Here is a 24,002-nt window from a genome sequence, read left to right as displayed (position 1 = left end):
CGCTAAACACTCCGTAAATACTGTGTCTGACATAATTTTATAAGATTGCCTGTTCCAGAGAGATAATGTAGATAACACGGATAGGTCGGATAAGACGGATAATCCGGATAATATGACTAATACAAACAATCCATGACGTTTAGAGTTACAATATCAATGCAGAAGGGCGGCGTTGGAAAGTCGACTACCAGTATCAATACCGCAGGGGCGCTGAATGCCAGAGGCCACGATGTTCTCGTCGTCGACGCTGACCCACAAGGGGGTGCAACACTCAAAATGGGGCTTCGAGAGGAGTACCGGTCTGGTGAGTTTGCGTTGTTTGACGTTCTCAGCGATATGGGCGATCTCACGTATGATGATTTAGACCGGTTAATTATCGACTCTGCAGAGTTCGATATCGTCCCAAGCCACCTCAAGAACTTCAACCTCGAAAAATACCTGTACTCCGAAGCTGGTGGTCACGAATCTTTGCGAAAGGCCGTAGATAGGCTGGACACAGATTACGATTTCATCGTCATTGACAGTCCGCCGAACCTCGGCCCACTCTCTGATGGGGCACTAATAGCAGCTGAAAACGTCCTGTTCCCGAGTCATCCCAATACGATTGCGCGAGACAGTCTCGAGATACTGTTCGAGGAGATAGATACAATCGAGGCGAAATTCGACCAGTACAGTATCACGACGCTTGGAGCCGTACTCAATGAAGTTCCGTCTCAAGGTAATGTAGCTCGTGAAGTCGAGGAGTGGTTCTTCGAGACCTTTGGTGAAGACCATGTTTTCGATGTTCCTGAACGCGACGTCGTGGAACACGCGATAGAATATCGGACATCGATATTCGAATACGACCCTGAAGATGCTGGATACCCATGGGACGACGGTCCTCAGCAGGATGTGATCGCAGCGTACGACCGTATCGCAGATCACCTGGAGCAGTACCAATGAGCGACGATAACCCACTGATGGACCGGTTTGAGGAGCATAAACCTCAGAGCAGTGACGAGGATGCGGACTCACCGACGGGCAACGAGACAGCGTCTTCGGATACTACGGATAACCTGGATAATACAGAAGGGGTAAAAGCAGAGGAGACAGCCGAGACCTCGGCGAAAAACAGTGAATCGGACAGCCAGGACACCGGTGATTCTGACTCATCGGATACTGATACCAGACGGTCGAGGCCGCATACTGCGATTTACATCTCAGAGGATCTGGTGGAGAAAGTCGACGACCGATACCGGAAAATCAATGGCCAGCTGATGATTGACGGTAAAGAAGAAATCGAGAAGCACAAACACTTCTTTGAAGGTCTCATCAAGGCCGGTCTAGATCATGACGATCTGGAGGAGATTGTTTTGAATCAGCGCGATCGATAGCTTTGAACATATTTCGCTTGCTACCCACACCGCTTCTGGTGAATATCAGTAACGAGAGGTTGGCAGGTACTGATATATACCTCAGCCATCGATATACTATAGCGACAAGCATACTCATCAAGTCTGACCCGCAGAAAATGAGCAAATCATTTTCGAGCCTTTAGGAGGGTGCTTCGACGATAGCTGCACCATTGGAGGGTGTTTGACTATCGGTGCGGGTGGACGTGAGTGTGAAGTCGCCTTCTCATCCGAGTTGAGCTATAGCCAATCTGGCGAGGATTCCTGATAGTGCGTATGTGTGGATATCATGAGGTTCTGGACCTGAAGAGTCTATTCTGTATTTATCGTCGTATCACGTACTAGTTTGCGAAGAGAGACCTTCGTCACCGATTGAAATGCCCTATCTAGCAATGAATCTCGACGGAGATCGTGTCCTTCCGCTCGACGTCGGGGTAAATGATCCGGTCCTGTGCCCACTGTGTGAGTGCAATCTGCGCGTTCGAAGCTCCCATTATAATCGTGGTAACTTTGTTGCACAGCATTTCTTTCATCCTGTGGGGTCGAAGTGTCCGGGAGAATCTTCTGCTCAAGCAAAAATGAAGACCGTGGCGGCAATGAAGCTCAGGGAGAATTTTCCGTCGGCGTCTGTTGCCCACGAAAAACCGATCCCAAGGATAGAGCATACTGCTGATGTCCTTGCAACCTTCGAAAGTCCCGAGTTTCCGTACGGGAATGGCATTGCCGTCGAGTTCCGGCCAACGAATGATGATAAACAAGTAGATGCTATATCGAGTGAGGTGCTCTGGGCGGGCTACACAGTCTACTGGGCCTATCAGAAAGATTTCGACGGCCATGATATGACCTTTAGCGAAGACCAACTTTGGACTCCATGGCCTCACGCTATCCCAATTACTGAAGATGTCGACGGCTACTCTGAAGTTGTCCATCAGCTGCTGAAACCAGACTCCCCCGATGCGGTTGAGATTTCTATCCCGTTCCCAGACGAATATCTTCGTGCTCACGCTCTCGAAGTGGTCCCCCCGCTTCGGGGGCACTATGACTCGGGCATGTCACCGGAGGGATGGCAGAAAATTTCCTCTATATCTCTCCATGGAGAGAGCCCAGAGCGTGCTTGGGTAAACGTAATTCAAGCTCCGTCTGATCACATCTTTAGAGTTCTGGAAGAAAGATTTGGACAGGAGTGATTCATCATATCTCATCTGCCACATCGGCGAAGAGTTCCCAGAGCGGTTTGAACAGTTCATGGACGGTGCTCAAGCCTGGTTCAAACGTGGGTATTCGAACGAGAATAGCAACCTGTGGGTATCAGGACCATCAATAAGTTTCCGTGGAACATCACTATGCGAGAGTTGGTTATCTCTCGCGAAGACTCCGAGAGGTCCGGTACGAATCATTATCGGCCGCAAAGACCTGAAAGGGAACACTCGCACCTGGTCAGTCCCGTATCGAAAAGGCGATCTCAGCCGATTAGCAGCGCTTCGCCACCCGGTCAAGCAAGTTTTCTGCGAAAGAGATTGAACTCTTCTCAGGACTATTTATAGGTCATTCCAGTCGGGTGCAAACTCTCGCCGTATCAAACGAGGTTCGTATTCCGTGTGGATAATCTTTAATGGTTCCGTGTGGGCGGCCTTTGTTGGATACTGTTTCATTTTTCCATCTTGGGGGATTCCGTCGGATGGCGCACTGAGTTCGTTTTTCCGGTCACGAAGCAGTCTGAGTATACCCTCCCGTCCCCAACTATTTCTCTCGTGAGAAATATAGGAGTCTAGACTCTCTGGGTCGGTAAACATTCGAATCGCTGCCCTGATGATACGTAATCTTGTAGCGGCGAGAAGTTTCTCTGGAGGAAGTGTTTCAAGCACCGCTTGGTCGGTGGCCATTAGTAGTCAAAGGCTGCATTCGAGTCCTCAGACTGGGTCTGACCGAGACGATCCCAGCTCTCTAGTAGTGTACAAGCTTCGTCGACGATCCCCTTGATAGCAGAGTCCGTCGAACCCTCCGTGGACGGCTCTTTCAGATGGCACTTCAGTTCCAGTGCATCTTCGAGCCGAATCTCCGGGTGGTGGTGATACAGTGAGCCGGCGACCTTTTGCTCCAGACCGTCGCGTTCAACATCAGGGCCGAGGTCTTCTCTGACGATAGCACTCAGGTGCTTTACACGGCGAATGTGCGCGATGCTTTTTTCTGAGAAAACGGGTGGTCGAGCAACGGTTTGCGACGCTATGATGGTGTCCATTGAATCGAAGCCCACACCTCTCTTGGGAGAGACAAATTCGACAGAGAGGAGTTCTTATTCTACGCTACCAATCACCTTGCAAAGTTGATGATTAACAGACTCGCCCACAGTCTGTGGTGATTCCGTATTTTGCTATCTACGGACTGTCTATGACGTAATCAAGCCCTCGTGGTATTCGATGAATGCCCGCTCGGTTTCCGAGCGAAATGCCCGTATACTGCCATCAGTATACTGGTTGACGATTGCATGTTCGAGTGGTAGCGTCTCATCGTCTTCGGGGTCAAGTCGGTCCTCCCAATCATCTGGGCCCTCGTAGTCACCCACTTCAGAGATGTGCATTCCGTTTGCAAACACCTCATCGTCTGGCACCTGGACGGCTTGACCTAAACGGTCAACTGGGGTCGTCCCCTCACGAGGCCAGACACCGCGTTCTTTCCAGAACATGCGCATCTCACGAAGGCTCTTCTTCACGGTTTCCCTGATGGAGAGATGGTCGCTTCGTTGCCAGCCTTCTCGACTCCAAGACTCACCCATGTAGGCGACTTTGTGCGCACCGTTCCAATCTAACCCGACGATGTCTGCAGGTGGATCGCCGAACAGCGTTGGCGATGTCAGTAGCTGAATCACCTCCCACTGTTTGGTCGGGCTTGCTCCAGCAGGTGTACACGCCGTCCACGCCAGTCCGAGTAGTCCGAGAAGTCAGAGGCCAGGATATCTGAATATCCCATCGAGTAGCCCAGTACAATCTCCGTGCCCGGTACGTCGGCGGAACCGATGATATCGATTGCTTCGTGGCATTTTGGGACTATGATGAGCGTTGAGTCTGGATACTCTGTTTTCAGCTTACGGACCGCGTCAACAGTGATGTATGCTTCCTCCGCTGAACGAGCGTCCCCGACCACCCCAATTTCAGGCTCGATCTCCCGAAATCGCGAGACGTACCGTTCTAGATTAGGATTTTTGAAGTCGTTATCTAACATCAGTATCGGGATGTCGACGTTTCGAAGGGCCCCTGTTTGCAGGCTACAGTCTTCACGGACCCCAGTCACGAAGCCTGCTTCAAATGCGTCCGTCGCGAACGGGTGTCGAGACAGGAACGCCACGTACTCCGCGCTGCGGGCTCGGGAGATCTCATCGCCGATGTCCGGTGCAGCCTGCCGCCCTGTACATTCCTGAGTTGGGCTATGCGAACTCAGAGAATCATCTCGGGAATCTAATGAACTTGCCATCGATGAGAAGCGACCAGCTGGCCGCTCAAGGACCCGCTGCCGACAAATCTCCAGGAACTACGAGCTATTTCTCACCGGCATTGGGTCTGGATACCTGTCGAGATTCGGTTTCGAACAGGCACCTGGCGCTGGCTTGACCGCCACCCAACGTACGTTGGTCCGCCTCGGTGTTGACGAAGAGTGCTTCTTGTCTTTCCTCCGTGCTGTTCCCTCCGTTACTCGCCCGGATAGCAGACAACGGTCTGTCATCGACGAATTCTTGGCTCCCTCCACTGTCGATTCGTGAGGTCCTGACCTGAGTGTCGATATCCAGCCCGTGGTCAGACAGTGTGGTTTCGAAGGGTGTGTCATCGATTTCGAGCAGTTCAGTCTCGTCGATACCGTCAGAGCTGGCCGTCTCTTCTACGAATACACTCTGATAATGGATTGCGAACGATCGCTCTGTGCAGCTGCTTTTCTTAGGATTCTCTGTAGCCATGGTATCCTCGTCGGCGGAAAAGACTCCGTCAACGGCGTCACTGGATAGCCGTCACGTTCCCGCCAGTCCACCCGCGGAAAATAAACCAAAATAGTTCGCGGAGGGTGGGACCACCTACCGACTCAGCGGCTCTGTTGAAATCCTTTGAAACTAACAGTGATGTCATTAGATACAGAAGGTGGATGCAGCACGGACGGCGAAACCGGCGTTCTTTGGTCGGGAAGCAGGAACCGGCGGTCGATGGAGCCACAACCGGTGCACTCACATCGCTCCGCGTTTCGGCGTTCTCAGTGACCGTCCGGTGGGTCTGACCCAGTCGTCAGGAAGTTCGTCGGCGTGGTTCGTCATCAACTCCAGTAGTGGTCGAATCTCTTCGAACTTGGGGCCCCTGACCTGATGGCGTTCGTCTCCCGACTCCACTCGATAAATCCCTCGTCAGCCAGTTTGGGCAGGTGCGAGTGACGCATCTGTACCATCAACTCTTCCAGATTCTCGTCCTGGTAGGTAACGTCGTCTGGAGCCTGTGGGTCGTCGTCCTCCTGGGGGTTGTGCTCCAGCAACGCGACGAGTAGCCGTCGACGGTACCGGTTCGACAGCACATTGAGCATCGAATCTAGGCCAGAGTCATCTACTTGGTCACCACCGGTCATGATCTGCCAGCTCCGTGACGGTACCTGCTGGCGATTGGGCCACCGAAGCCTCGGCGTCTAGTTGGGTGCGGAAGATTGCTGCGCTGCCGTCTGAGTATCCTGGTACGTGTCGCCGACGCTCCGGCGCTACCAGCGTGAAAAAACTTGTCTGCATCTGGTCTGTTGATGATGATATCGCTCAGCATCTTGCTCAATGGTTACTATACTGCCACTTCGGATTACCTTACGGCAGTGATGTCGATGGTCTTTTCAATACCCCATATTGGCGGTGTCGACGAGGTATCCACGATTGCTTGCGAATGACACCACACCGACCGGCAGATGTATGCGTCTGTATCGACAATTATTAAAGTTGGAATAGCAGGTCCATCCCTGTGTTCAGTCCCGATCATGAAGGGACTGCTTGAAAACGGTTGGTCGGTCCAACCGTTCCTCGTTTCTCTTCGCGTGGCCGCCGCGCGGGACACAAATGCCTGTGAAAGAATCGCTGTAGCTTCTACCAGATTGCGTTGATGTTCTCGGGAACCGTGTCGATAACACAGCGCGAATCGGTGGTCACGACGAGCCAGGAGTACGCAATATTGCTGGATAATCCTCTCAGAGAGACTCGCATCGGTGCACAGGTCTTTTTCGACGCGGGCCGATGGTTTGGATATGGCTACCGAGGCGACGTTTACGGTCCCGCCCGACGAGTTCCCCTTGGGGTCGATCTTCGCGTCTGTGCCGGGCGTGACGGTCGAACTGGAGCGCATCGTCCCGCGCAAGGGCGTGATCATTCCGTACTTCTGGGTCCGAGGTGTCGATGTCGAGGACGTCGAGGCAGCCTTCTCGACACATCCCGGCGTGAAGGCTATTCGATTGATAGACTCCGTCGAAGACGAATACCTCCTGCGCGTTGAGTGGAACCCGAAGTACGAGGGGATACTCAGCACGCTCGGCGAGACGGAGATACCGCTCATCACGGCGATCGGGACGAACGACCAGTGGACCTTCGAGGTCCGCGGAGACCAGCGAAGCGATATCGCCACGTTTCAGCAGCGGTGCCGGGAACGCGACATCCAGGTGACGCTGACAGCCCTGCACGCGCTGACGCCGGTCGAGACTACCACCGAGGCCGCACTCACCGACCCCCAGCTGGAGGCGCTGGTGCTGGCCTACGAACGTGGATATTTCAACTCACCGCGCGACGTGACGATGGCCGAACTGGGAGAAGAACTCGGAATCTCACAACAGGCGATCGCTTCTCGCCTCCGGCGTGGTATCCGCCAGATTCTCGGTCAGACACTCACCGCCCTGGAGGGTGAAGGCCCGCGGCATAAATAAGGGTTGTATACCCAAAATCAAAGCTAAGAGTGGCCGACCTCTTCTGGTTCAGTGAGACTTACAAAGCGACGCATTCCGCAACAGTGCTAACATCACATGACTGAAAAAACACCACCGGTGAATGAGTCCGGCCAATCCCCGTTAAGAACGGACGGCAGGAGCCACTCACGACTGGACCGGATGTTTGACGCCCTCACACACCCGTATCGGCGTCGCATCCTCATGGCCATTGCACAAGACAACCCCCAAGTGGGAGACCACACATGAACGACAACGCCTTCAACGCGCTCGCACACAAACAGCGGCGTACATTCCTGCTCGATTTTCTCGAATCGAATTCGCAGGATGTGAAGGTTAACTCATCCACGGGAGCGTCAGCACTGACAGACGTCGAGAAACACGCGCACATAATGATGTACCACACGCATCTGCCCAAACTCGAAGACTACGGCTACATCGAGTGGGACAGGCCCGCCAACGAAGTCTTCAAAGGACCGCAGTTCGGTGAGATTCAGCCACTTCTTGAATGGGTGGATGACCATGGGGAACACTCAAACCACCCGTGAGAAATACGCGCTATGTATGCAGTACGCTCGCAAAATTATCCATTGAAACTGGTGATTTCTCTAATTACCCTTCCCCAACCTGCCTAACGGCTATTCTGGCAAGAAAGGTGTCAAAAATATGATTTCGACAGAGCCACACGAGATATCAATTAGCGATACAACAGCGAGGCAGGTACACAATTACAACCGAGTCCGAGCGGGGGAACAGCTATGAGTGTCCTCGCAACCGTTGAACTCCCGGCGGATGCGTTCGTCCTCGACTCGGCACTCAGCGAGAATCCGGGCATTCGCGTTCGCCTCGAACGGGTCATCCCCGTCGGGTCGACGTTCATCCCGTACTTCTGGGCATCGGACGACAGTATCGACGCTATCGAAGCCGCGCTCCAAGTAGACGACGATATCGATTCCTTCGAAATTCTCGATTCGACCGACGGTGAGACGCTCGTTCGTGCCGAGTGGGCTGAGGACATCGATGGGGTCCTCGATGCACTGGCAACGGCAGATGGGTCGATCATCGAAGGAGTCGGGGAAGCCAACACCTGGACGTTCTCGTTTCGTTTTCGCAACCACGACGACCTCTCTTCGTTCTATCGTGCGTGTGTCGACCGCGATATACGGATCGATATTCAGTCCATCCACAACCCTGGAATCCCCGAGACTTTCGGGCTCGGGTTCGACATCACCGAGGCACAGCGAGAGGCGCTCATGACCGCACTCGAAGCGGGGTATTACGACGTGCCCCGGAACATCAACCTCACCGACCTCGCTGCTGAACTGGGGCTCTCGGACACAGCGACGAAACAGCGAATCTCACGAGGCACCGCAGCCCTCCTCAGAGCGACGCTCACCCACGGCCAGGAGGAGACGACTGACGACACGAAACCAACTGCTGAGGATACTTGAGCTACCCACGACTGAAGTCGTGGGATTCAGCGTGGACTCCCGTTCTGGCCGATTCCTCGGCAGGAGAATAGCCTCCGTTCACGTTCAGCGTCCCGCTGTTCAAGCGCACGCCCAAGGGTGCGCCTCCGTCGCCGCCAGTTTGGTTGCGACGGAGATACCGCAATCCGATGTTTTTCGCCGCGTTGTAGTCTGCGTGGTTCTGGTACTCACACTTCAGACACTCGAAGCCCTCACCATCACGGTTATCAGGATGGGTGAACCCGCAGTGCGAGCAACGTCGACTCGTGTTCTCAGGGTCAACTTGCTTCACAGTGATGCCGTACTCCTCGGCCTTGTACTCGACGTACTCGTACAAGCGTTTGAACGCCCACTTGTGTCCCCACGACGCACCAGTGCGCTCACGGATGTCGGTTAAGTCCTCGAAGGCGATGACCGTACACTCGTTCTCACGAGCTTCAGCGACGAGTTCGTTGCTGATGCGGTGGACCATCAACTTGAACCGTCCTTCCTCTTGCCGTCCAACGGACTGGACATTCTCGTGCGCCCATCGCGTTCCGCACTGTTGAAGCGAGCCACGTCGTTTTTGGTATTCTCTGCGCCAGTGGTCGAACTCGTTGCCCGTCCAGAACGTGCCCGTCGAAGTGACGGCGAGGTTGTTCACGCCGAGGTCAACCCCGAGAACCGTTCCGTTCTCAGGTGTTGCCTTCTCCGACGTGTCAGACTCCACTTCCTTTTTACAGTGGATGTGAATTACCCATCTGCCGTTGCGGTAGTGCAATTCCGCACCCGTGGTTTCGTACTCGTCTGAAAACAGGTATTCGGAGTGCGGCGTGTCACTGTCCTCGTCGGGTAGCACGTAGTCAGCTTCGATGCGACCGTCTGTAGTGGCGAGACTCACGTACTCGTCGTGGAACGTGGCAGTTCGGTGGTCGTAGACGACGTGTGGACTGGTGAATGTGGGTTTGCTGGCTTTCTTCCCATTTTTCCAGCGTGCGACGACGCTTTTGCAGGCTTCCGCTGCTTTGTTCCGCGCTGCTTGGACAAGTCCACCGTTGAAGTTGTCTGTCTTCTCGCGCACGTCGTCGTAGGTTTCGTCATCTAGCGTTGTCTTGCTGGTAGTAACGTACTCGCCTTTGAAGGCGTGGTCTACGACGTATTGAGCCGACCAGAGGAATGTGTCTACGGTGTCTTCGAGGAGTACGGCGTCGTCGCTGTCCACGTCGAGTGAAACGGGGACGGTACGCCGCACTTCCATATCTTATATGTAAGACTAGTACTTCTTAAACAGTGGGGAGTCGGCCTGCCTCTGTCGCGTGGTTTGTTTCAGCAGTGGCGGATTCATCCCACGACTAAAGTCGTGGGTTTTCTCCTGTATCTCGTATATAACGACCGGGCGACCATCTATATCACTGCCATTTATATTTGTTGGGGGCTAAACCAATGGTAGTAGTTCAAAATAATGAGTCAACCAGAGACTTCTGTCAGTGTTCGCGTCGTCGAGGCGGTCGCACGAGCCAGGGGAGCTGATCCGCAGGCACTGCCACCGCTTCAAAACGCGATTGAAGCTGAGGCAATGGATGCGATGTACACACACGCGAGCGCTGATTCGGCGGAGCGGACCCCCCCGACGATTCTGTTCTCGTATGCAGGGTATGAGGTCCGGGTCCGGTCGGCCACCGATATCGAGGTCCGAGAGCCGACCGTCGAATCCGCTGGCTCGACCGAGACTTAAGCATCAGCCGTCGCCGTTAGTGTCGGTATCCGTGCAGTATGTGGCGTCGCTCGCCTCGCCCTCGTCGTCAGCGTCAGCCTCACTAGTGTCTCCCTGTTGCAGCGTCGTCTGCAGGTAGTTCGCCATCGCTCGCCGGAGTGCTTCGGAGACCGCTTGCTCTGAGCGGTCGAGTTGCGCTGCGAGTTCGGCGATCGTAATCGACCGTGGCACGTCGAAGTACCCGGCCCTGAAGGCGGCCTCGAGCGTCTCCCGTTGCACGGGGGAGAGCGCGTCCATGTCCCCAGACTCGTCGATTCGTGAACCGTTGATCGCACGGAGTTCGACCCCGAGTCCACGCTGTTCGCTGGCCTCGTAGAAGGTTCTGAGTGCCGCTTCGTCGGGAAATCGGAGTGTAGCCTCCCACCCATCCGCCGTTCCCCGTGCTTCCACGAGGACCACGTCACTCTCGTCGAGCAGGTCGAGAAACGGATTCTCGAGGGCCGTCCAGTGGAGGCGAACGAACAGCCGGTCGTCGAACTCGTCGAGTACAGTGATCGACTCGACAGTAGACTCGCCTCGGAGGCCCTCGAAAAATTGCTGGTGGTTCTCGCCGACGAGCCAAAGAAAGTGTGTTGCGCTTGCCGTCGGCACGACTCGTTCGAGTTCGAGTGTCACGTCCGTTTGGATTGGAACGACACCACCGGGCGGGATAGCGGGTACCGAGAGACCCACGTTGACGAAGAGACTCATCTCCTTGCCCAACCTCTCACGGGGTCCGGTTCGACAGCACTCCTCCCTCGAACACTGTGATTATTCATCGAGACATAACCAGTGTTTGACCTCACCAGAATATTTTCGCGCGTCGTACATTCGGCCTATGCAGTGATATAGAAGGCTGTTATAATAAACCTGTATCGAGCGTGCCAGTAGCGGCGTTCATTCCTGTAAACTTAATTAACTGTAACTGGACATCGAGACTCCACAACAGCCGTGACTGGCGGACCGATCAGCTACTCGTCGTCACTGTCCAGATCTCGCTTCTCACGGGAAGCGAGCGTGCCAGACAGCAACGTGTTCATTCCGCGCCTGATGCGCTGTGACGCTGCCGTATCCGAGATGTCCAGATCCTCGGCCAGGTTGGTAAGGTTGATCTCCCGGGGAACGTCGAAGTACCCTTTCTCCAAGGCGGCGAGAAGTACCTCTCTCTGGGGCTCGCTGACGCCGAAACTGCTGGTATCGGCTGAGCTGAACGGGCTGTTCACTTCTTCTAAGTCTGGTGTCAATCCCTTCTGGATGCAGGCCTGATAGAACTCGGAAAGTGACTCACGCTCGGAGAACCGCATCCGGAAGACCCAGTCGTCACCCAGGCCCTCGGCTTCTAACAGTGCAGCGTCAGTATCGCGGATAAGTCCAAATAATCCATCGACATCGTTGTTCCACACGACGCGAAACAGCGTTTCTGACTGTGAGGAATCGACAATCGTTACCTCGTCGACGAACTCGGACTCTTCGAGTGCCACCTGAACGGCATCGGCGTGCTCGTTGCCCACCCAGAAGTAGGGCACGACCGAGTCACCGGTCGGGATTACTGATTCGAGTTGTATTTCCGGCCCGCTCCCGACTTCGAGTAGCTCACCGAGGACGAACTGGGTCGCGGGAATGGTGAATTGAGCAACGACGCTCATGACACTAACTGACCTCCTCGGTCGGGTCAAGCAACACAGTCGGAACCACCAAACAGTCCATTAGCGTGTCGTACGACAGGCGGTTACTAATACATAAAACAGTGATGTCGATGGTATTTATAAACTTCTTTCGCGCGCTGACTCACTCCTCAGAGCCGGATCTGCCGTATCCGCACCGGGTACTCAGCACTGAGGAGTTGTTCGATTCTGCCGAAATCGGTTGCAACGTTCGAATAGCCCACCAGCGTACGTGAGAAAACGCTCATTCGCTGCTTGGACAGGTAGGACCAACAAGTATATGACATACAGGCTACAAATGTGATAGACGGAATCCCAAGGCCGCACTGTGTGTTCGCCCCCGACGAGGGGTCGCTTGAACCGGCGTCTGCCGGTCGTGCGAAACACCTGTTCTCTTCGCGTGGCAGCCACGCGGGACACATCACTCACCCCCCACCGTGTTCCGCACCAGCCATGCCAGCCACCACGTTCACCATCCCGGCGTCGAATATCGCCGGCACGCCGTCCGAGTCGATAGACCATGCTCACCTGCATCTAGCAACGCGAATCGAGACGCCGGGGTCGATACCATGAGTATCGTCGAAGTCCGCCTCACGATTCCGAGTGCCGACCTTGAACTCGGGCAGATCCTCCACGACAGCGGGGACATCCACATCGAATTGACCCAACTGGTACCGACGGGTGACGAACTCGTGCCGTACTTCTGGGTCGAGACCGACGACCCGTCGTCATGCGAAGAGACCGTGCTGGGTGACGACCGCGTCGCTTCCCTCGAACGACTCGACGACGGTCCCGGCAAGTATCTCTTCCGGGTCGAGTGGGCGAGGCCCATCGACGGACTCCTGGACGCACTCACCGAGCATAGCCTCGTCGTCGAGAAAGCAGTCGGCGGACCCGAGGAGTGGGAGTTTCGGTTGCGCGGCCCCGACCACGAGAACCTCTCGGCCTTCCGCGAGACACTACGAGAAGCCGGGATTTCGAGCACTATCATCGGCGTCTGGAACCCTCACGGGCCGAAGGGCGACCCGTACGGGTTGACTGGTAAACAGCGGAAGGCCGTCGAACTCGCGTTCACAGAGGGCTACTTCAAGGTGCCCCGCGAGACCAACCTGACCAATCTGGCCGAGACGGTTGACATCACGCGCCAGTCCTATTCACGGCGGCTGAATCGCGGGCTCCACCGGGTCCTCGCCACGACGGTCATGGCCACCCCGTAACCCACAGCAACCCAGTGGGGGTATCCTCCCGTTCTCACAAACGACGAGAGTGCGTACGAACACTATAGTAGCCATTGAAAATCAATGCACACCCGACCGCACGACGACGGTGCGATCGGTGTGTAAATCGTTTCAATTGTTACTATAGCAATATAGTGGGTGCATGCGAACACCGAGGGCTCAATTGAGTTGTTCGCTAAGTAACGGACAAGATGAACGATAGTGACTCTAGGTCGAAAGTCTCACTGGACACTCTGTTGAGCCTCATGGCAGACAAGTACCGCCGACGACTGTTACTGGCTCTCCTCGAACACAACCCGCAGGATGACGAGGACACGCAAGTCCCAGCCGATGTCTCGCTCGAAGACGAGGAACTGGCTGACCTCCAAGTCCACATGACCCACACCCACCTGCCGAAACTGGTCGACGCCGGAGTGATTGAGTGGAACGAGGCAGAGAGCGCTGTCCGCAAAGGCCCGAAGTTCGACGAGCTCCGCCCGCTGTTGAATTTGATGCGGAATCACGCCGATGAGTTACCCGACGACTGGATTTGAGTGTCACGCAGACCAACGGTTAGCTGGTCTCGTCGGTGTGATGAACGGAGAGGGTTCTGTCGCTTCGGAGTGCCACGCGACACTCGGCCATCGTAAACATGAGTACGACCGGATTCTCGCCGCCATCCAATGGTCCCTCAAACAGTGCATCCACTGCATCGGGGTCAATTAGGTTATACAGCGGGTTGAGGTCTGTTGGCTCAACACCTTTGAGAGCTGCAACCGCATAGACTGCCTCCTCTGCTGGCGAGTCATCAGCGTTAAACCGCGTCTGCACACTGCCGTCTGCACCCACTTCGATGTCGTGCTCAGTGTTCACTCTGCTTATTTGAGAGTCCATATGCAAATATAGCTGACAGCAGTCATAGTCTATGCCTTTGTCACAACCGGCCTTTATTAGCTCCGAGAAAATCTGACCCCCGAACGCTGATTGCCCCCTCCTGACGGCGCGACCACGAAGGCCCATCGATCACAGCTGTAGCATCAGTCCGGTTTGCGGGCAACCGCTTGACCAACGACGGTATCGAGACCACGACGCATTCGCTGTGAGGCCGCATTTGAACTGACGCCGATGAGATCTGCTAGCTCGCCGAGTTCGATATCCCGGGGAACGTGCCAGTAGCCGTTCTGGTGGGCAGTAGCCAGAAGGTCATATTGTTGCGAACTGAGATCGCCCTCTTCCACCGGCTCGTCGGGAACCGTGGGGTTGTACAGTGCTTCCAGACTGAATTGGATGTCGTTATCTTGGCATCGCTGGCGAAAGTCGGCAAGCATTGAGCGGTTTGCAAACTGCAAGCGGAAGGACCAGCGATTTGCACTTCCTTCGGCGATCAGGACTTCGGCACGGCTCTCGATCATCGGTTTGATGAGTGCGTCAACCTCGGTGGCCCAGCGAATCTCGAAAAGGTACCGTCCGTCGGCTTCGGTGAGCAGTTCGATCTCCTCTGCCAAGGGGTCGCCACGGATCGTGGCTTCGATCTCGTCGGGGTCGGCGCCTTCGACCCAAAACAGTGGCATGATTCCATCTCGAAGGGGGATGACGCGAACGAGTTCGATGTCGATATCTGGGTACTGTTCGAGGAGTTTTCCGAGAGCGAACTCGTCAGCCGGGATTTCGATATCGGTGATAACGGCCATACACTACCTAGTGGTAGAATACATAACATGTTTGTGAACGCTGGAAGTAGAGCTGAATCCGAAGGACATGGAAAGATCTGCCGTGGTGGCCCTGAGAGAACACACTGCTCACGAACGTGCGGGAATAGGAACTCTGTGTTAATCCATTCACAGTTCTGTTTTGAGGCGAAGAACGCTAATCGACTCGCGCCCTGTATTCAACACGGCCTGAAAAAGCTCTCAGCAACTATGGATTTCAACAGAGCCGACTCAGCCCCTGTCCAATGCTTTCAGTATTCAGAACGAGTCGTCAGGAATACTCAACCGGTCAACTGCCCAGTCTTCGACTTCAGGCCGTGTCATCGGGTGGGGTAGTTCATGATGGCCCACTGGACGTGCCAGAAACGATCCATCATCGTCGTGTAGGTCTTCTCTATAATAACCGAGCCAATACCGCTCTAGCCCTGTCACTCCTGGGCCATCCATTATCGTTAGCATCCTGTAAGAATCGGCTTCGACATCGGATTTTGGGCTGAGAGTGGGATATTTTTGGGCGACATTCACGGGTTACAATACGTCGATATCCGCATAAAACAGTGGAGTTTACAACCCTTACAACCCTGAATCTCAGCAGTTCTAGTCTCTTCGGCTCTGGTGAATCGCTGTACAGCGTCGGCTTCGACCGTCAGAACTAGGAAGTTGAAGCGGGAAACCGCCGATGATCCATGTCGAAGATTTCCCGCTTCACGAAGAAAGCGGTCCAGTTAGCTAAAAATGCTGTTGGTGAGCGAGGCGAAGTCGCCGCCCCCGAGGGGGTGGCGGCTTCGCCGAGTATGCGGTGGTGTCGCTGCACTGTCTGCGGGTTTACTTGGAAAAATCCTACCGGGAAGCACTCGATTTGCTGAGCGAGATGCCACAAATACTCGGGGAGATCGGCCTCGACGCCGCCGATCTCCCCGACCACTCCACCCTAGTCAAGTGGTTTGACAGAATCAAGACCGCACTCTGGCGAGTGCTGCTGCGCCTGTCGGCGCAGCTGCACAAGCCGAGCGGTCACGCCGCCATTGACGCGACGTTTTTCGACCGGCAAAACGCTAGCAAACACTACTGCCGTCGGACGAATTACCGGGTTCAAACGCTCAAAGCGACTGCTCTCGTCGACACAGAAAGTCAAGCCATTCTGGACGTTCACTGTACGACGAAAAAACGCCACGACACACAGCTCGGCTGGCAGGTCGCCCGTCGCAACGCGGGCGACCTCGCCAGCCTCGCTGCCGACAAAGGCTATGACTGGATGGATTTACGCGAAAAACTCCGCGAAGAGGGCGTGAGACCGCTGATCAAACATCGAGAGTTCCGGCCCATCGATCACGCGCACAACGCGCGGATCGATGGGCCTCGATACCGCCAGAGAGCGATGTGTGAGACCGTATTCTCCACGATCAAGCGCACGCTCGGCGACGCCGTGCGTGCGCGAACCTGGTATGCTGAATTTCGTGAGATCATTCTGATGTGTGCGGTTCACAACATCAAGCAATCGCTGACCCCGTGAAATCAAGCTACGTCTGGCGATTCACCACGGCCGGAAAGTCGATAACAAGCGTGTTCTCGACGCCATTCTCGGACAGGGCGGTCAGAGCCACGTTGTCCTCGTTCACGTCCACACCGACGACTGTCTGTGAGTCCGACTTGTCTCGAACGGTCTGCTCGGTGTTGGTGACGTTGACGTGCAACTCGGGGTTGTCGTCGTGGAACAGGGCTTCCGCTGTCCCAATTTTCCACTCGTCGCTCGTGAGTGCGTTCTTGAGAATGTCGAGGTGCGCGTCGTCGCCCTTAACGACGCCTTTGACGTGCTTGTACGGCTTCGCGCTGATTCGGAACGCCACGTCGCCGTCGTCGGTGAGCGACAGGTTGTACCCTTCCTCGTAGTTCGCACGAAGCGGGTACGTTCCGCCCTTGGTGTGGCTCGGTTGGCCGAAGTCGTCGTATTCGTAGTAGTTCTCCATCGCACCGAGTGCCTTCGCAACGACACGCTGAGTGGTGTTCTTAACGAGGTCAGCGTCGTCGGCTACCCTGTCGGGAATGGCGTCCCAGTCCACGCCGTCTTTGGCGAGTCGGATGGTTTCGTTGTACGCCCACCGCGCTTCAAGTGTGGCGTCGTACAGCAGGCCCTCGTTGTCACTCTGGATGTCGAGTTGGAAGACCAGCGTCTTGACGAGAGCCTGTGCGTCGGTCATTCGCCCCAGTACCAGTGTCGTAGTGCGATTATCTTGAATGCCAGCCATCCACAGTGAAAGTGGAACACCCACCTGAGCTTACGGCCTTCACCCTCGGGGTCAAGCCCCGAGGCACTCGGCCTGCTCCGCCTGTAGATTTGGGCGTACCTCTTATTGACCACGACATCAGATACGGCGAGCATCAAATCGAGCGGATGGGGGTGTCGAGAATGACCCTCATACATATATTATATTTTCCGAGGAATCTATGATATAGTGTCGCCGTACTGCTGCAGAGTCAGTCATCCCAAGTGGTCCAATTGCCGCTGAACACCGTTTTGGACACGCTGCGCCTGTTTGTTCGAGAGATCCACTTCCGAGTCGACGGTGATTCCAGGAATATCGACAATATCTTCTAACGAGTCAGAGAGTGTCTGCTGGTCCTCAGGTAGCACTCGGTCAGTTGAATTGATAGTTTGCCTATCGTGCTCCTGCATGGCCAGTTGAATCATCATCGACGGCGTCCGGTAGAGCTCGCCGGCGACTTCGATATACTCTTGATAGGAATTCGAAGCCATCGACCCGTTGTACCCTTCAAGAAGCGCAATGAGCAACGACAACTGGATATTGAACACGGTTGGGCGAGTTGTCGGACGGGCAATTGTCTGTGCTCGATTCGCCGCCGGTTCGGCGTACTTCTTCGCGATCCCCCAGTACGTGTAACACTCCTGCAGACTGAACGGGAGTTCTTCGAAGTCATACGCGATTGCCCGCGACCGCTGAATTGCCGTTTCGACTGTGACCATCCGGGTATCGATATCGTCGTAGATCGACCGCCACCACTCGTTGATAGGAGTCCGATTGTGTGCCCGTTCGTGAGCCGCATCAGTGGCCTTTCCGTAGTGGCGGCGGGTGTATCGCTTTCCCGTGTCGGGAAGGACAGTTCCAGAAGCAGGGAAGAATAGAACAGGCCGTGCCCAGAGTGTCTGTGTCCCCCGGAAATCGTAGCCAGTTTGAAAGCCCCCATACACCACTGTTTCCGGAGCTTCGTCTTCGGGGGTGGCAGCTGTGAGACCATCGCCATCCAGTTCTTCCAGATCTTCCTCACCGGCAGAGACGACACGGCGAAGACTCGGACAGACGACGACCATCTTAAATAGTCCACCCCAATCCCGGTAGGAAGCCCATCCGAATACGTCATCTTCTCCCCGTTGCTGGAGGGCACTGATGATGGGGAGATACGCCTCTTGCGGATTGATGATGGTGTATGAGTCGCTGGCGATTTGCCACCGGAATTTGACATCGTAGCCAAGAGCGTGCAACGCTTTTCGTCGCTTGTCGACGATGTCCTGGTGGTCCTGTACTTCTACTACAGGTTCAGCAGCCGACCGTTGTGCTATCGTCTCCAGAGCTGAGCCAGTGCCTCGTTCCAGACACTCGATATCCAGCCCATCGACGGAGCGTATAGCGTCGATATCAACGTCTCCGGAAGTCCCGATAAACTCGTTTGTCGCCCACAGTTCACCAGAAGACGCTGCTGGGAGTGCCTTTACGACATCTTTGAACGTCCGTGGAGTACTCGACCGACACCACATGTTACTCTCGAGTTCGTTTGGATAGTCCTGAGAATCGTGTTCAGTGAGACCAGCGAATCGAAGGACAGATTCTTGATTCAGAAGGTCGGCTATCGGTACAGTTGGCGAGTTGTTCTTCCGCGACGTCGGTTCAGCCGATCCATCGGCGCTCTGTTCACTGGGTGTAACTGCACTCTGCTGGTCAGAGCGCTTGGGTGAGTTTGCTGACATTGGACTTTGGGATGGTATAAAAAGAGAAAGAGAGAGTCGCAAATGGAGCGTCCAGCGGCGTGGGGATGTGACGAGCCTGACTGAGACTACCTTTGTGTTGATGTAGAGAGAGCGCCACTGGACGTAGGAGATATTCCAGTCAGGCTTCAACCCCACACCGCTTCGGGGGAGACAAATCAGCGATTCACGCGGCGTACATTGTGCTAATCGAACTGGCAGTACCTGGAAGTACAGGAGTCGGCACACACACCAGATTTTGAGTAAGGAACGTAGAACCAGTGGGGTAGGAGATTGGATACACGTGTCTGGAGAGGTTCCCTTACTCCAAACTAGGTGTGTCTCTTTAGTCTAGTTGTTCTAGTAGGTAGTAGTATAGTGAGTGTAGAAGCTATGAACGACCAGCCATAGTTCTAACCGCGGTTCTCTTCGACCTCACCCCTGTTTCATTTCTTACTCAAAATTTGGTGTGTGTCTCTGCACTGCCTTACTCAAAATCTGGTGTGTCTCGACTGAGTTTTGCTTAAGGTGCAAGTCCTAATATCGAGACTCTCAGGTTCTATCTAACCACTATTACTCATAATCCAGTCCCCACAATCTTTATTGCAGTTTCAGTTGTTTGATTTCGATAATGGATAGTGGAGATGGGTCAGACACCATCCACAGTGTCTTTGAGAATGTCGATGAAGGTGGTGGTGGAATCTTTGAGCAACGAGAGATACTCCAAATCGACTACGTCCCTAGTGAGAAGCGCATCGTCGGTCGCGATGAGCAAATTGAGAAAGTTGCGGAGGAGATCGGGCCGATAGTCGTTGGTCAGCCGCCGAATTCGATCATCATCTACGGGAAAACGGGTTGTGGAAAGTCCCTCGTCGCAAAACACGTCTCAAAAATCGCGAAGGAAGAAGCTGAGAATCGCGGTGTGAGGCTTGCAACGGGATACGTCAATTGCCAGCAAGCAAAGGGCAACTCCGACGCACTGAGCAAGTACGGTCGGGAGATTAACCCACCAGAGAGTAGTATGACGTTCCCAGCCCGGGGAATTTCCGAGAATGAGTATTTCGAGCGAGTCTGGTCAGTCCTAAACGAGTTCTACGACGCTGCGATCATCATCCTTGACGAGGTTGATAAACTCAATAACGACGACCTGTTGATGGCGCTTTCCCGGGCAGGAGAAGACGGTAGTGTGGATGTTCCGATTGGTGTAATTGCAGTGTCGAACAAAATCAACTATCGAGAGAAGATGAGCGAGCGGACAAAGAGCTCGTTCGGGCACAATGAATTCATCTTTGAGCCCTACGACGCCAGTCAAATCCGTGAGATTCTCCAGAATCGGACTGATGCCTTTGCTGAGGGAGTTCTCGATGATGGGGTGATTCCTCGTGCAGCCGCTCTGAGCGCGAAAGAACACGGAGATGCTCGAAAGGCGATGCGACTCCTTCGGTATGCCGGTGATCAAGCCAATAAGGAGAACGCCGACCGGGTAAAGGAGTCTCACCTCTCTGATGCACGAGCATCGGCGGAAGTTGACCGTCTACTCGAACTCATATCGGGATTGCCCCCTCACAGCAAACATGTCTTGATTGCGCTAGCGAATCTCACGAAAAACCAGCCTGAGCGGGAGTGGTTCCGGACGATGAAGATACGCGAGACGTATCTTGACGTGTGTGAGCAGAGTGGTGCCGATCCGCTATCAGCCGAACGAACACGGCAATTGCTCAACGAACTCTGTTTCCTAGAGATCGCGGGGAGCCGACGGGGAACTGGCGAAGGAAAAGGACATTACAGCCAGTACACCCTCCTGTGGGACGCGGATATCGTACTCACTTTGGATGCCTGATTCCTCGATTCCGCACCTTCAGTCCGCTTCTCTCTTCTCCGACTGTACACTTTGATAGACTGTAACGGCGGTGAGCCGGGTAGGATGACTGCGAGTAGGAACACAGATAATCACCAGATCTGGAAAACAGAGATATTTTAACCAACACTGATGCGGATAGGGACCACTGTGTTGGTTAATCTTCAAGAGAGCTGGACCCACCGATTTCCGCGTGAACCACTGAATCTGCGGCTACCAATCGCTTCCGTTGCGACAGTCATGCGATAGGACACGTTCTGGTAGGCCACAGCACCCACAGATCGGACACTCAGCTAACGGTGTCGGCGGAAGAGTATCGCATTCTCGAATTGCTGCCTGGAGGTGTGCGATGACATCTGGAGATTCTGCCCGTGTCAGCGCTTGTACGAGATGCATTCGGAGTCGCTCTTTGGCCGACATTAGGTTTCGATTCGTGGGGCAACCATCGCTACGACACTACAATCTCCGTCTGCAATCTCATAGTCTACCATCATCGGGAATTGATCGCCGAATGTGAGAGTGACTTCGTCAGTCTTGGGGAGCTTTTTCGAGATGTTCTTGATATAGTCAAGACTGAATAGTGCTCGTCCGTCAGCGGCGTCTAGACTCTCGTATTCGTCAGCAGTGAGTCTGAGCGAGACGTCATCGGTATCGCCTTCAGCTTCGATGAACAGTGTCTTGTCAGCTTCTACGCAGCGGAATCCGATGTGATCGGAGACCATGTCAGCAGCCTTCACCGCTCGCGATATCTGGCTCCCCTCGACGGTAAGGCTGATTGGGAGTTCCATCTCCGGAATTTCGGGCTCCTGCCGTATACTATCGGGGTCGATACACGCCATCGTGAACTCGACACCGTCGATGACGATGAGAAGCTTGTACGTGGAAGTGTCGAACGAAACCTGGACGAGATCATCTTTCTTTGCGAGTTTGAGAACAGACTCGAATCGCTCCAGATTGACTCCCAGCAAACCGTCACTGGACTCGTAGGATTCGAATGCAGCAGCCGACAGCTCTAGATCATACATCGCGACGTTCGCTGGGTCAACCGCTCTGCTAGTAATGCCGTCCGGTCCAACAGTCAGTTTCGCCTCGTCGACGATGACTCGCAGCGTTGAGACGAAATTCTTGAGTTCGCCACCCAAGATCGCAGCCTGAAAGCGCTCTGGAGGGCCCGTGAGTACGCTTTCCTCCTCAGTCTCGTCTTCGGCATCAGCTTCATCGGAAGTCTCTGCTATCGACTCCTCACTGGTGTCTTGCTCGTCGGTCAGGTCGGCTACCGGCTCACCGTCGATATTATCCTCACCATCGACGTCTTCGTCTATTGTTGTGTCAGTAACGTTTTCTTCAACCGTATCTTCCGGGTCTGCTTCGATTTCCAGATTGTCGATATCGTCTTCGGGCTGTGCGTCCGCTGTGGATTCAGTGTTCGTGCTCATGATCGATTAGTTGCTCTGCGATAGATTCGCAGTGGCGGGAAAATCCAAGGAATGCAGTGGCTCCTTGGTAGCGCAATTGCAGGCTTATCTCCCCTCACCGAATCGGGGGTAACAAACCAGCATAGGAGATATTCTTTTTCAATCGTCCTACGCTACTGCTTGTCTGGATTACTGACGGGTGTGTTAGGTAGGGTTCGTATCGGCGTTGTCACACAGTTTGCCGTCCTCTTCGAATTCCTGAAGCTTCCGCCAGATCGTTCGAATAGTGAGTGCGGAGGTGAAGCCAGCTTCAGCAATGGCTTTTTGCGATGCACGGTTTTCACCGGTCTCAGCTTGCTGAGCGTGATATAATGCGGCGGCTGCAACGCCAGACGGCGGTCGACCATTCGAAAGTCTGCCGACCGCAGGACAAAGAAGCAGCTCTCGAGCACGTCGTTCAGTGTGAATGCCCGCCCCGATTACCGACGCAATACGTGGGAGGAAATCTTGCGGAAGAGGTGGTGGGATTGCCAATCCCAATTCCCGATTCAACTGCGAATAGGCGTTGTTGATCGCATCACTGTCGACACGGGCGACGTCGGCGACCTCACTTCTATGCCGGGGGAGCTGTTCCAGTCGGCAGGCAGCGAAGACACTACCACTGGCAATCGCCTCGATAGAGCGACCCTTGAGCAAGTTCGCATCCCACGCATTCCGATAGATATCCACTGCTTCGTCGAATACCGAGTCAGAGAGGTCTAGAACGCTAATTAACCGAGCAATCTCGCTAAGGCCATCCCGCAGCGATTTATCCCGTTTTGAGGGAACTTTCGACTGAGCATCCCAGCGACGAAGGCGCGAAAACAGTCGCTGAGTATTCGCATTGAGCGGGTTTCCGGCGCCGTCCCGGTAGTAGCCGATATCGGTCGAGAGGCCTCGGTCGTGGAGCCGATGGGTGGTTGGAGAGCCAGTCCGTTCGGGCTCACGTCCACCCTCGGTGTAGTTCCACTTCCGGCGACGATCAAGATCGTCACGGTGGACAACGAGGCCGCATCCCTCGCAGTACGTTTCGTTTTGCTCGACAACCAAATGGTCGCTCTCACACTCAGGACAGCAGCGCTCAGATGCTAGTCGGGACGTCGGGGTTTCTTCGGTAGAGCATTTTGAGCGGTCTTGATTCTGATGTCGATGACCGGTTATGGGTGAAGATTCTGTAGACATTAGTTACGGGACAACAGTTCGTCGGCCCCTATCCAACAGGGGCGCACAAATCAGCGTGGAGAGTTGTTTCGTATCGAATTCATACAGTCCATTTCTCGGGGTTGATGCTCTGTGACTAATCAAAAGAGAACGTAGCAACTGGAGTGGCACTCCAGTCAGTACTCTCCATCGAGATAATACTGGTCTAAGAACCAGACTGCGTCAGAGACGCAGGAGGATCAGGATTATACTCATCGTGGAACGCACCGATTACAGACTGCTGCCACTCGATATATCCAGGTTCACTGGGGGTTCTCGATCCCAGCCCTCGGAGCCGTGCGTAGTCAACGAGATCGATGCACTCGACCGATGAAACAGCTCCGTGTGCCCCCGGGGAGACACCAGAAGCACTGTCGAGCGGTGTCTCACGC

The 24,002-nt window shown here is 54.6% G+C and carries 22 protein-coding genes and 3 pseudogenes; 11 read left to right on the top strand and 14 right to left on the bottom strand.

Annotation, left to right across the window (positions count from 1 at the left end; all coding sequences use genetic code 11):
• The first annotated feature begins 132 nt into the window (after nucleotides 1–132).
• The 3 genes from P1L40_RS23170 to P1L40_RS23160 all read left to right on the top strand — a co-directional run bounded on the left by P1L40_RS23170 (nucleotide 133) and on the right by P1L40_RS23160 (nucleotide 2,578).
• Entirely contained in the window at nucleotides 133–942 is an 810-nt protein-coding gene (locus P1L40_RS23170) for a ParA family protein (RefSeq protein ID WP_284011816.1), read from the top strand.
• Entirely contained in the window at nucleotides 939–1,373 is a 435-nt protein-coding gene (locus P1L40_RS23165) for a DUF8160 family protein (RefSeq protein WP_284011815.1), read from the top strand. The genes P1L40_RS23170 and P1L40_RS23165 overlap by 4 nt, the downstream gene beginning before the upstream one ends.
• Nucleotides 1,374–1,987: 614 nt before the next feature.
• Nucleotides 1,988–2,578, top strand: coding sequence for a hypothetical protein (locus P1L40_RS23160; protein ID WP_284011814.1), 591 nt, complete (start codon nucleotides 1,988–1,990; stop codon nucleotides 2,576–2,578).
• Nucleotides 2,579–2,929: 351 nt separating this feature from the next.
• Here P1L40_RS23160 and P1L40_RS23790 read toward each other — a convergent pair whose 3' ends face one another.
• The 5 genes and pseudogenes from P1L40_RS23790 to P1L40_RS23145 form a co-directional block, all read right to left on the bottom strand.
• A complete protein-coding gene (locus P1L40_RS23790; protein ID WP_465260818.1) occupies nucleotides 2,930–3,274 on the bottom strand; it encodes a DUF8129 domain-containing protein in 345 nt (114 codons plus the stop codon).
• Entirely contained in the window at nucleotides 3,274–3,630 is a 357-nt protein-coding gene (locus P1L40_RS23155) for a hypothetical protein (RefSeq protein ID WP_284011813.1), read from the bottom strand. The genes P1L40_RS23790 and P1L40_RS23155 overlap by 1 nt, the downstream gene beginning before the upstream one ends.
• A 147-nt stretch (nucleotides 3,631–3,777) precedes the next feature.
• Nucleotides 3,778–3,999 carry a hypothetical protein gene (locus P1L40_RS23450; protein WP_336402225.1) on the bottom strand — a complete coding sequence of 74 codons (222 nt, stop codon included), beginning with the start codon at nucleotides 3,997–3,999 and terminating at the stop codon, nucleotides 3,778–3,780.
• 123 nt (nucleotides 4,000–4,122) lie between these two features.
• A pseudogene (locus tag P1L40_RS23445) lies at nucleotides 4,123–4,859 on the bottom strand (DUF6610 family protein); the annotation flags it as partial.
• Between the two features lie 825 nt (nucleotides 4,860–5,684).
• Nucleotides 5,685–5,987, bottom strand: a complete 303-nt coding sequence (locus tag P1L40_RS23145; protein ID WP_336402213.1) for a hypothetical protein — start codon at nucleotides 5,985–5,987, stop codon at nucleotides 5,685–5,687.
• A 654-nt stretch (nucleotides 5,988–6,641) separates the two neighbouring features.
• On the opposite strand from P1L40_RS23145, the gene P1L40_RS23140 reads away from it, so the two are divergent.
• The 3 genes from P1L40_RS23140 (at nucleotide 6,642) to P1L40_RS23130 (ending at nucleotide 8,779) form a co-directional block, all read left to right on the top strand.
• Nucleotides 6,642–7,310, top strand: a complete 669-nt coding sequence (locus P1L40_RS23140) for a helix-turn-helix domain-containing protein (RefSeq protein ID WP_284011812.1) — start codon at nucleotides 6,642–6,644, stop codon at nucleotides 7,308–7,310.
• Nucleotides 7,311–7,573: 263 nt separating this feature from the next.
• Nucleotides 7,574–7,876 carry a DUF7344 domain-containing protein gene (locus tag P1L40_RS23135; RefSeq protein ID WP_284011811.1) on the top strand — a complete coding sequence of 101 codons (303 nt, stop codon included), beginning with the start codon at nucleotides 7,574–7,576 and terminating at the stop codon, nucleotides 7,874–7,876.
• A 210-nt stretch (nucleotides 7,877–8,086) separates the two neighbouring features.
• Complete coding sequence (locus tag P1L40_RS23130; protein ID WP_284011810.1) at nucleotides 8,087–8,779, top strand: helix-turn-helix domain-containing protein; 693 nt, start codon at nucleotides 8,087–8,089, stop codon at nucleotides 8,777–8,779.
• A gap of 1 nt (nucleotide 8,780) precedes the next feature.
• On the opposite strand, the gene P1L40_RS23125 is transcribed toward P1L40_RS23130, so the two are convergent.
• Entirely contained in the window at nucleotides 8,781–10,034 is a 1,254-nt protein-coding gene (locus P1L40_RS23125; RefSeq protein ID WP_284011809.1) for an RNA-guided endonuclease InsQ/TnpB family protein, read from the bottom strand.
• Between the two features lie 204 nt (nucleotides 10,035–10,238).
• On the opposite strand from P1L40_RS23125, the gene P1L40_RS23120 reads away from it, so the two are divergent.
• On the top strand, nucleotides 10,239–10,511 hold the full coding sequence (locus P1L40_RS23120; RefSeq protein ID WP_284011808.1) for a HalOD1 output domain-containing protein: 273 nt from the start codon (nucleotides 10,239–10,241) through the stop codon (nucleotides 10,509–10,511).
• Nucleotides 10,512–10,514: 3 nt separating this feature from the next.
• Here P1L40_RS23120 and P1L40_RS23115 read toward each other — a convergent pair whose 3' ends face one another.
• Both P1L40_RS23115 and P1L40_RS23110 read right to left on the bottom strand, forming a co-directional pair.
• On the bottom strand, nucleotides 10,515–11,240 hold the full coding sequence (locus tag P1L40_RS23115) for a helix-turn-helix domain-containing protein (RefSeq protein ID WP_284011807.1): 726 nt from the start codon (nucleotides 11,238–11,240) through the stop codon (nucleotides 10,515–10,517).
• A 260-nt stretch (nucleotides 11,241–11,500) separates the two neighbouring features.
• Nucleotides 11,501–12,175: a helix-turn-helix domain-containing protein gene (locus tag P1L40_RS23110; RefSeq protein ID WP_284011806.1), complete on the bottom strand. Its 675-nt coding sequence runs from the start codon at nucleotides 12,173–12,175 to the stop codon at nucleotides 11,501–11,503.
• 587 nt (nucleotides 12,176–12,762) lie between these two features.
• On the opposite strand from P1L40_RS23110, the gene P1L40_RS23105 reads away from it, so the two are divergent.
• Both P1L40_RS23105 and P1L40_RS23100 read left to right on the top strand, forming a co-directional pair.
• Nucleotides 12,763–13,410, top strand: a complete 648-nt coding sequence (locus P1L40_RS23105) for a helix-turn-helix domain-containing protein (RefSeq protein WP_284011805.1) — start codon at nucleotides 12,763–12,765, stop codon at nucleotides 13,408–13,410.
• 266 nt (nucleotides 13,411–13,676) lie between these two features.
• Nucleotides 13,677–13,964 (top strand): transcriptional regulator, encoded by a 288-nt coding sequence (locus P1L40_RS23100; RefSeq protein WP_284011804.1) that lies wholly within the window; start codon nucleotides 13,677–13,679, stop codon nucleotides 13,962–13,964.
• Nucleotides 13,965–13,983: 19 nt separating this feature from the next.
• Here the strand turns inward: P1L40_RS23100 and P1L40_RS23095 are convergent, their stop codons facing one another.
• Nucleotides 13,984–14,283: a HalOD1 output domain-containing protein gene (locus P1L40_RS23095; RefSeq protein WP_284011803.1), complete on the bottom strand. Its 300-nt coding sequence runs from the start codon at nucleotides 14,281–14,283 to the stop codon at nucleotides 13,984–13,986.
• A 164-nt stretch (nucleotides 14,284–14,447) separates the two neighbouring features.
• Complete coding sequence (locus tag P1L40_RS23090; RefSeq protein WP_284011802.1) at nucleotides 14,448–15,101, bottom strand: helix-turn-helix domain-containing protein; 654 nt, start codon at nucleotides 15,099–15,101, stop codon at nucleotides 14,448–14,450.
• Between the two features lie 704 nt (nucleotides 15,102–15,805).
• Between P1L40_RS23090 and P1L40_RS23085 the strand changes: the two are divergent.
• A pseudogene (locus P1L40_RS23085) lies at nucleotides 15,806–16,632 on the top strand (IS5 family transposase).
• A 25-nt stretch (nucleotides 16,633–16,657) separates the two neighbouring features.
• On the opposite strand, the pseudogene P1L40_RS23080 reads toward P1L40_RS23085, so the two are convergent.
• Nucleotides 16,658–17,317, bottom strand: a pseudogene (locus P1L40_RS23080) (RNA-guided endonuclease TnpB family protein); the annotation flags it as partial.
• 281 nt (nucleotides 17,318–17,598) lie between these two features.
• Nucleotides 17,599–19,101 (bottom strand): hypothetical protein, encoded by a 1,503-nt coding sequence (locus P1L40_RS23075; protein ID WP_284011801.1) that lies wholly within the window; start codon nucleotides 19,099–19,101, stop codon nucleotides 17,599–17,601.
• Between the two features lie 628 nt (nucleotides 19,102–19,729).
• Here P1L40_RS23075 and P1L40_RS23070 point away from each other — a divergent pair.
• Nucleotides 19,730–20,938 (top strand): orc1/cdc6 family replication initiation protein, encoded by a 1,209-nt coding sequence (locus P1L40_RS23070; protein ID WP_284011800.1) that lies wholly within the window; start codon nucleotides 19,730–19,732, stop codon nucleotides 20,936–20,938.
• A gap of 437 nt (nucleotides 20,939–21,375) precedes the next feature.
• Here P1L40_RS23070 and P1L40_RS23065 read toward each other — a convergent pair whose 3' ends face one another.
• Together P1L40_RS23065 and P1L40_RS23060 are read right to left on the bottom strand one after the other, a co-directional pair.
• Nucleotides 21,376–22,392, bottom strand: a complete 1,017-nt coding sequence (locus tag P1L40_RS23065) for a DNA polymerase sliding clamp (RefSeq protein ID WP_419181212.1) — start codon at nucleotides 22,390–22,392, stop codon at nucleotides 21,376–21,378.
• 183 nt (nucleotides 22,393–22,575) lie between these two features.
• Entirely contained in the window at nucleotides 22,576–23,460 is an 885-nt protein-coding gene (locus tag P1L40_RS23060) for a transcription initiation factor IIB (RefSeq protein WP_284011799.1), read from the bottom strand.
• Nucleotides 23,461–24,002: the final 542 nt, after the last annotated feature.

Source organism: Haloarcula pelagica, assembly GCF_030127105.1.
Lineage (GTDB): Archaea > Halobacteriota > Halobacteria > Halobacteriales > Haloarculaceae > Haloarcula > Haloarcula pelagica.
Note: the sequence above shows the minus strand (reverse complement) of the source record. Positions and strands in the feature narration are given on the sequence as shown.

Excerpts from the sequence above, each read along its gene's own strand:
- P1L40_RS23170 (WP_284011816.1), top strand. The coding sequence starts at position 133 with ATGACGTTTAGAGTTACAATATCAATGCAGAAGGGCGGCGTTGGAAAG.
- P1L40_RS23165 (WP_284011815.1), top strand. The coding sequence starts at position 939 with ATGAGCGACGATAACCCACTGATGGACCGGTTTGAGGAGCATAAACCT.
- P1L40_RS23160 (WP_284011814.1), top strand. The coding sequence starts at position 1,988 with ATGAAGCTCAGGGAGAATTTTCCGTCGGCGTCTGTTGCCCACGAAAAA.
- P1L40_RS23790 (WP_465260818.1), bottom strand. The coding sequence starts at position 3,274 with ATGGCCACCGACCAAGCGGTGCTTGAAACACTTCCTCCAGAGAAACTT.
- P1L40_RS23155 (WP_284011813.1), bottom strand. The coding sequence starts at position 3,630 with ATGGACACCATCATAGCGTCGCAAACCGTTGCTCGACCACCCGTTTTC.
- P1L40_RS23145 (WP_336402213.1), bottom strand. The coding sequence starts at position 5,987 with ATGACCGGTGGTGACCAAGTAGATGACTCTGGCCTAGATTCGATGCTC.
- P1L40_RS23140 (WP_284011812.1), top strand. The coding sequence starts at position 6,642 with ATGGCTACCGAGGCGACGTTTACGGTCCCGCCCGACGAGTTCCCCTTG.
- P1L40_RS23135 (WP_284011811.1), top strand. The coding sequence starts at position 7,574 with ATGAACGACAACGCCTTCAACGCGCTCGCACACAAACAGCGGCGTACA.
- P1L40_RS23130 (WP_284011810.1), top strand. The coding sequence starts at position 8,087 with ATGAGTGTCCTCGCAACCGTTGAACTCCCGGCGGATGCGTTCGTCCTC.
- P1L40_RS23125 (WP_284011809.1), bottom strand. The coding sequence starts at position 10,034 with ATGGAAGTGCGGCGTACCGTCCCCGTTTCACTCGACGTGGACAGCGAC.
- P1L40_RS23120 (WP_284011808.1), top strand. The coding sequence starts at position 10,239 with ATGAGTCAACCAGAGACTTCTGTCAGTGTTCGCGTCGTCGAGGCGGTC.
- P1L40_RS23115 (WP_284011807.1), bottom strand. The coding sequence starts at position 11,240 with ATGAGTCTCTTCGTCAACGTGGGTCTCTCGGTACCCGCTATCCCGCCC.
- P1L40_RS23110 (WP_284011806.1), bottom strand. The coding sequence starts at position 12,175 with ATGAGCGTCGTTGCTCAATTCACCATTCCCGCGACCCAGTTCGTCCTC.
- P1L40_RS23105 (WP_284011805.1), top strand. The coding sequence starts at position 12,763 with ATGAGTATCGTCGAAGTCCGCCTCACGATTCCGAGTGCCGACCTTGAA.
- P1L40_RS23100 (WP_284011804.1), top strand. The coding sequence starts at position 13,677 with ATGGCAGACAAGTACCGCCGACGACTGTTACTGGCTCTCCTCGAACAC.
- P1L40_RS23090 (WP_284011802.1), bottom strand. The coding sequence starts at position 15,101 with ATGGCCGTTATCACCGATATCGAAATCCCGGCTGACGAGTTCGCTCTC.
- P1L40_RS23075 (WP_284011801.1), bottom strand. The coding sequence starts at position 19,101 with ATGTCAGCAAACTCACCCAAGCGCTCTGACCAGCAGAGTGCAGTTACA.
- P1L40_RS23070 (WP_284011800.1), top strand. The coding sequence starts at position 19,730 with ATGGATAGTGGAGATGGGTCAGACACCATCCACAGTGTCTTTGAGAAT.
- P1L40_RS23065 (WP_419181212.1), bottom strand. The coding sequence starts at position 22,392 with ATGAGCACGAACACTGAATCCACAGCGGACGCACAGCCCGAAGACGAT.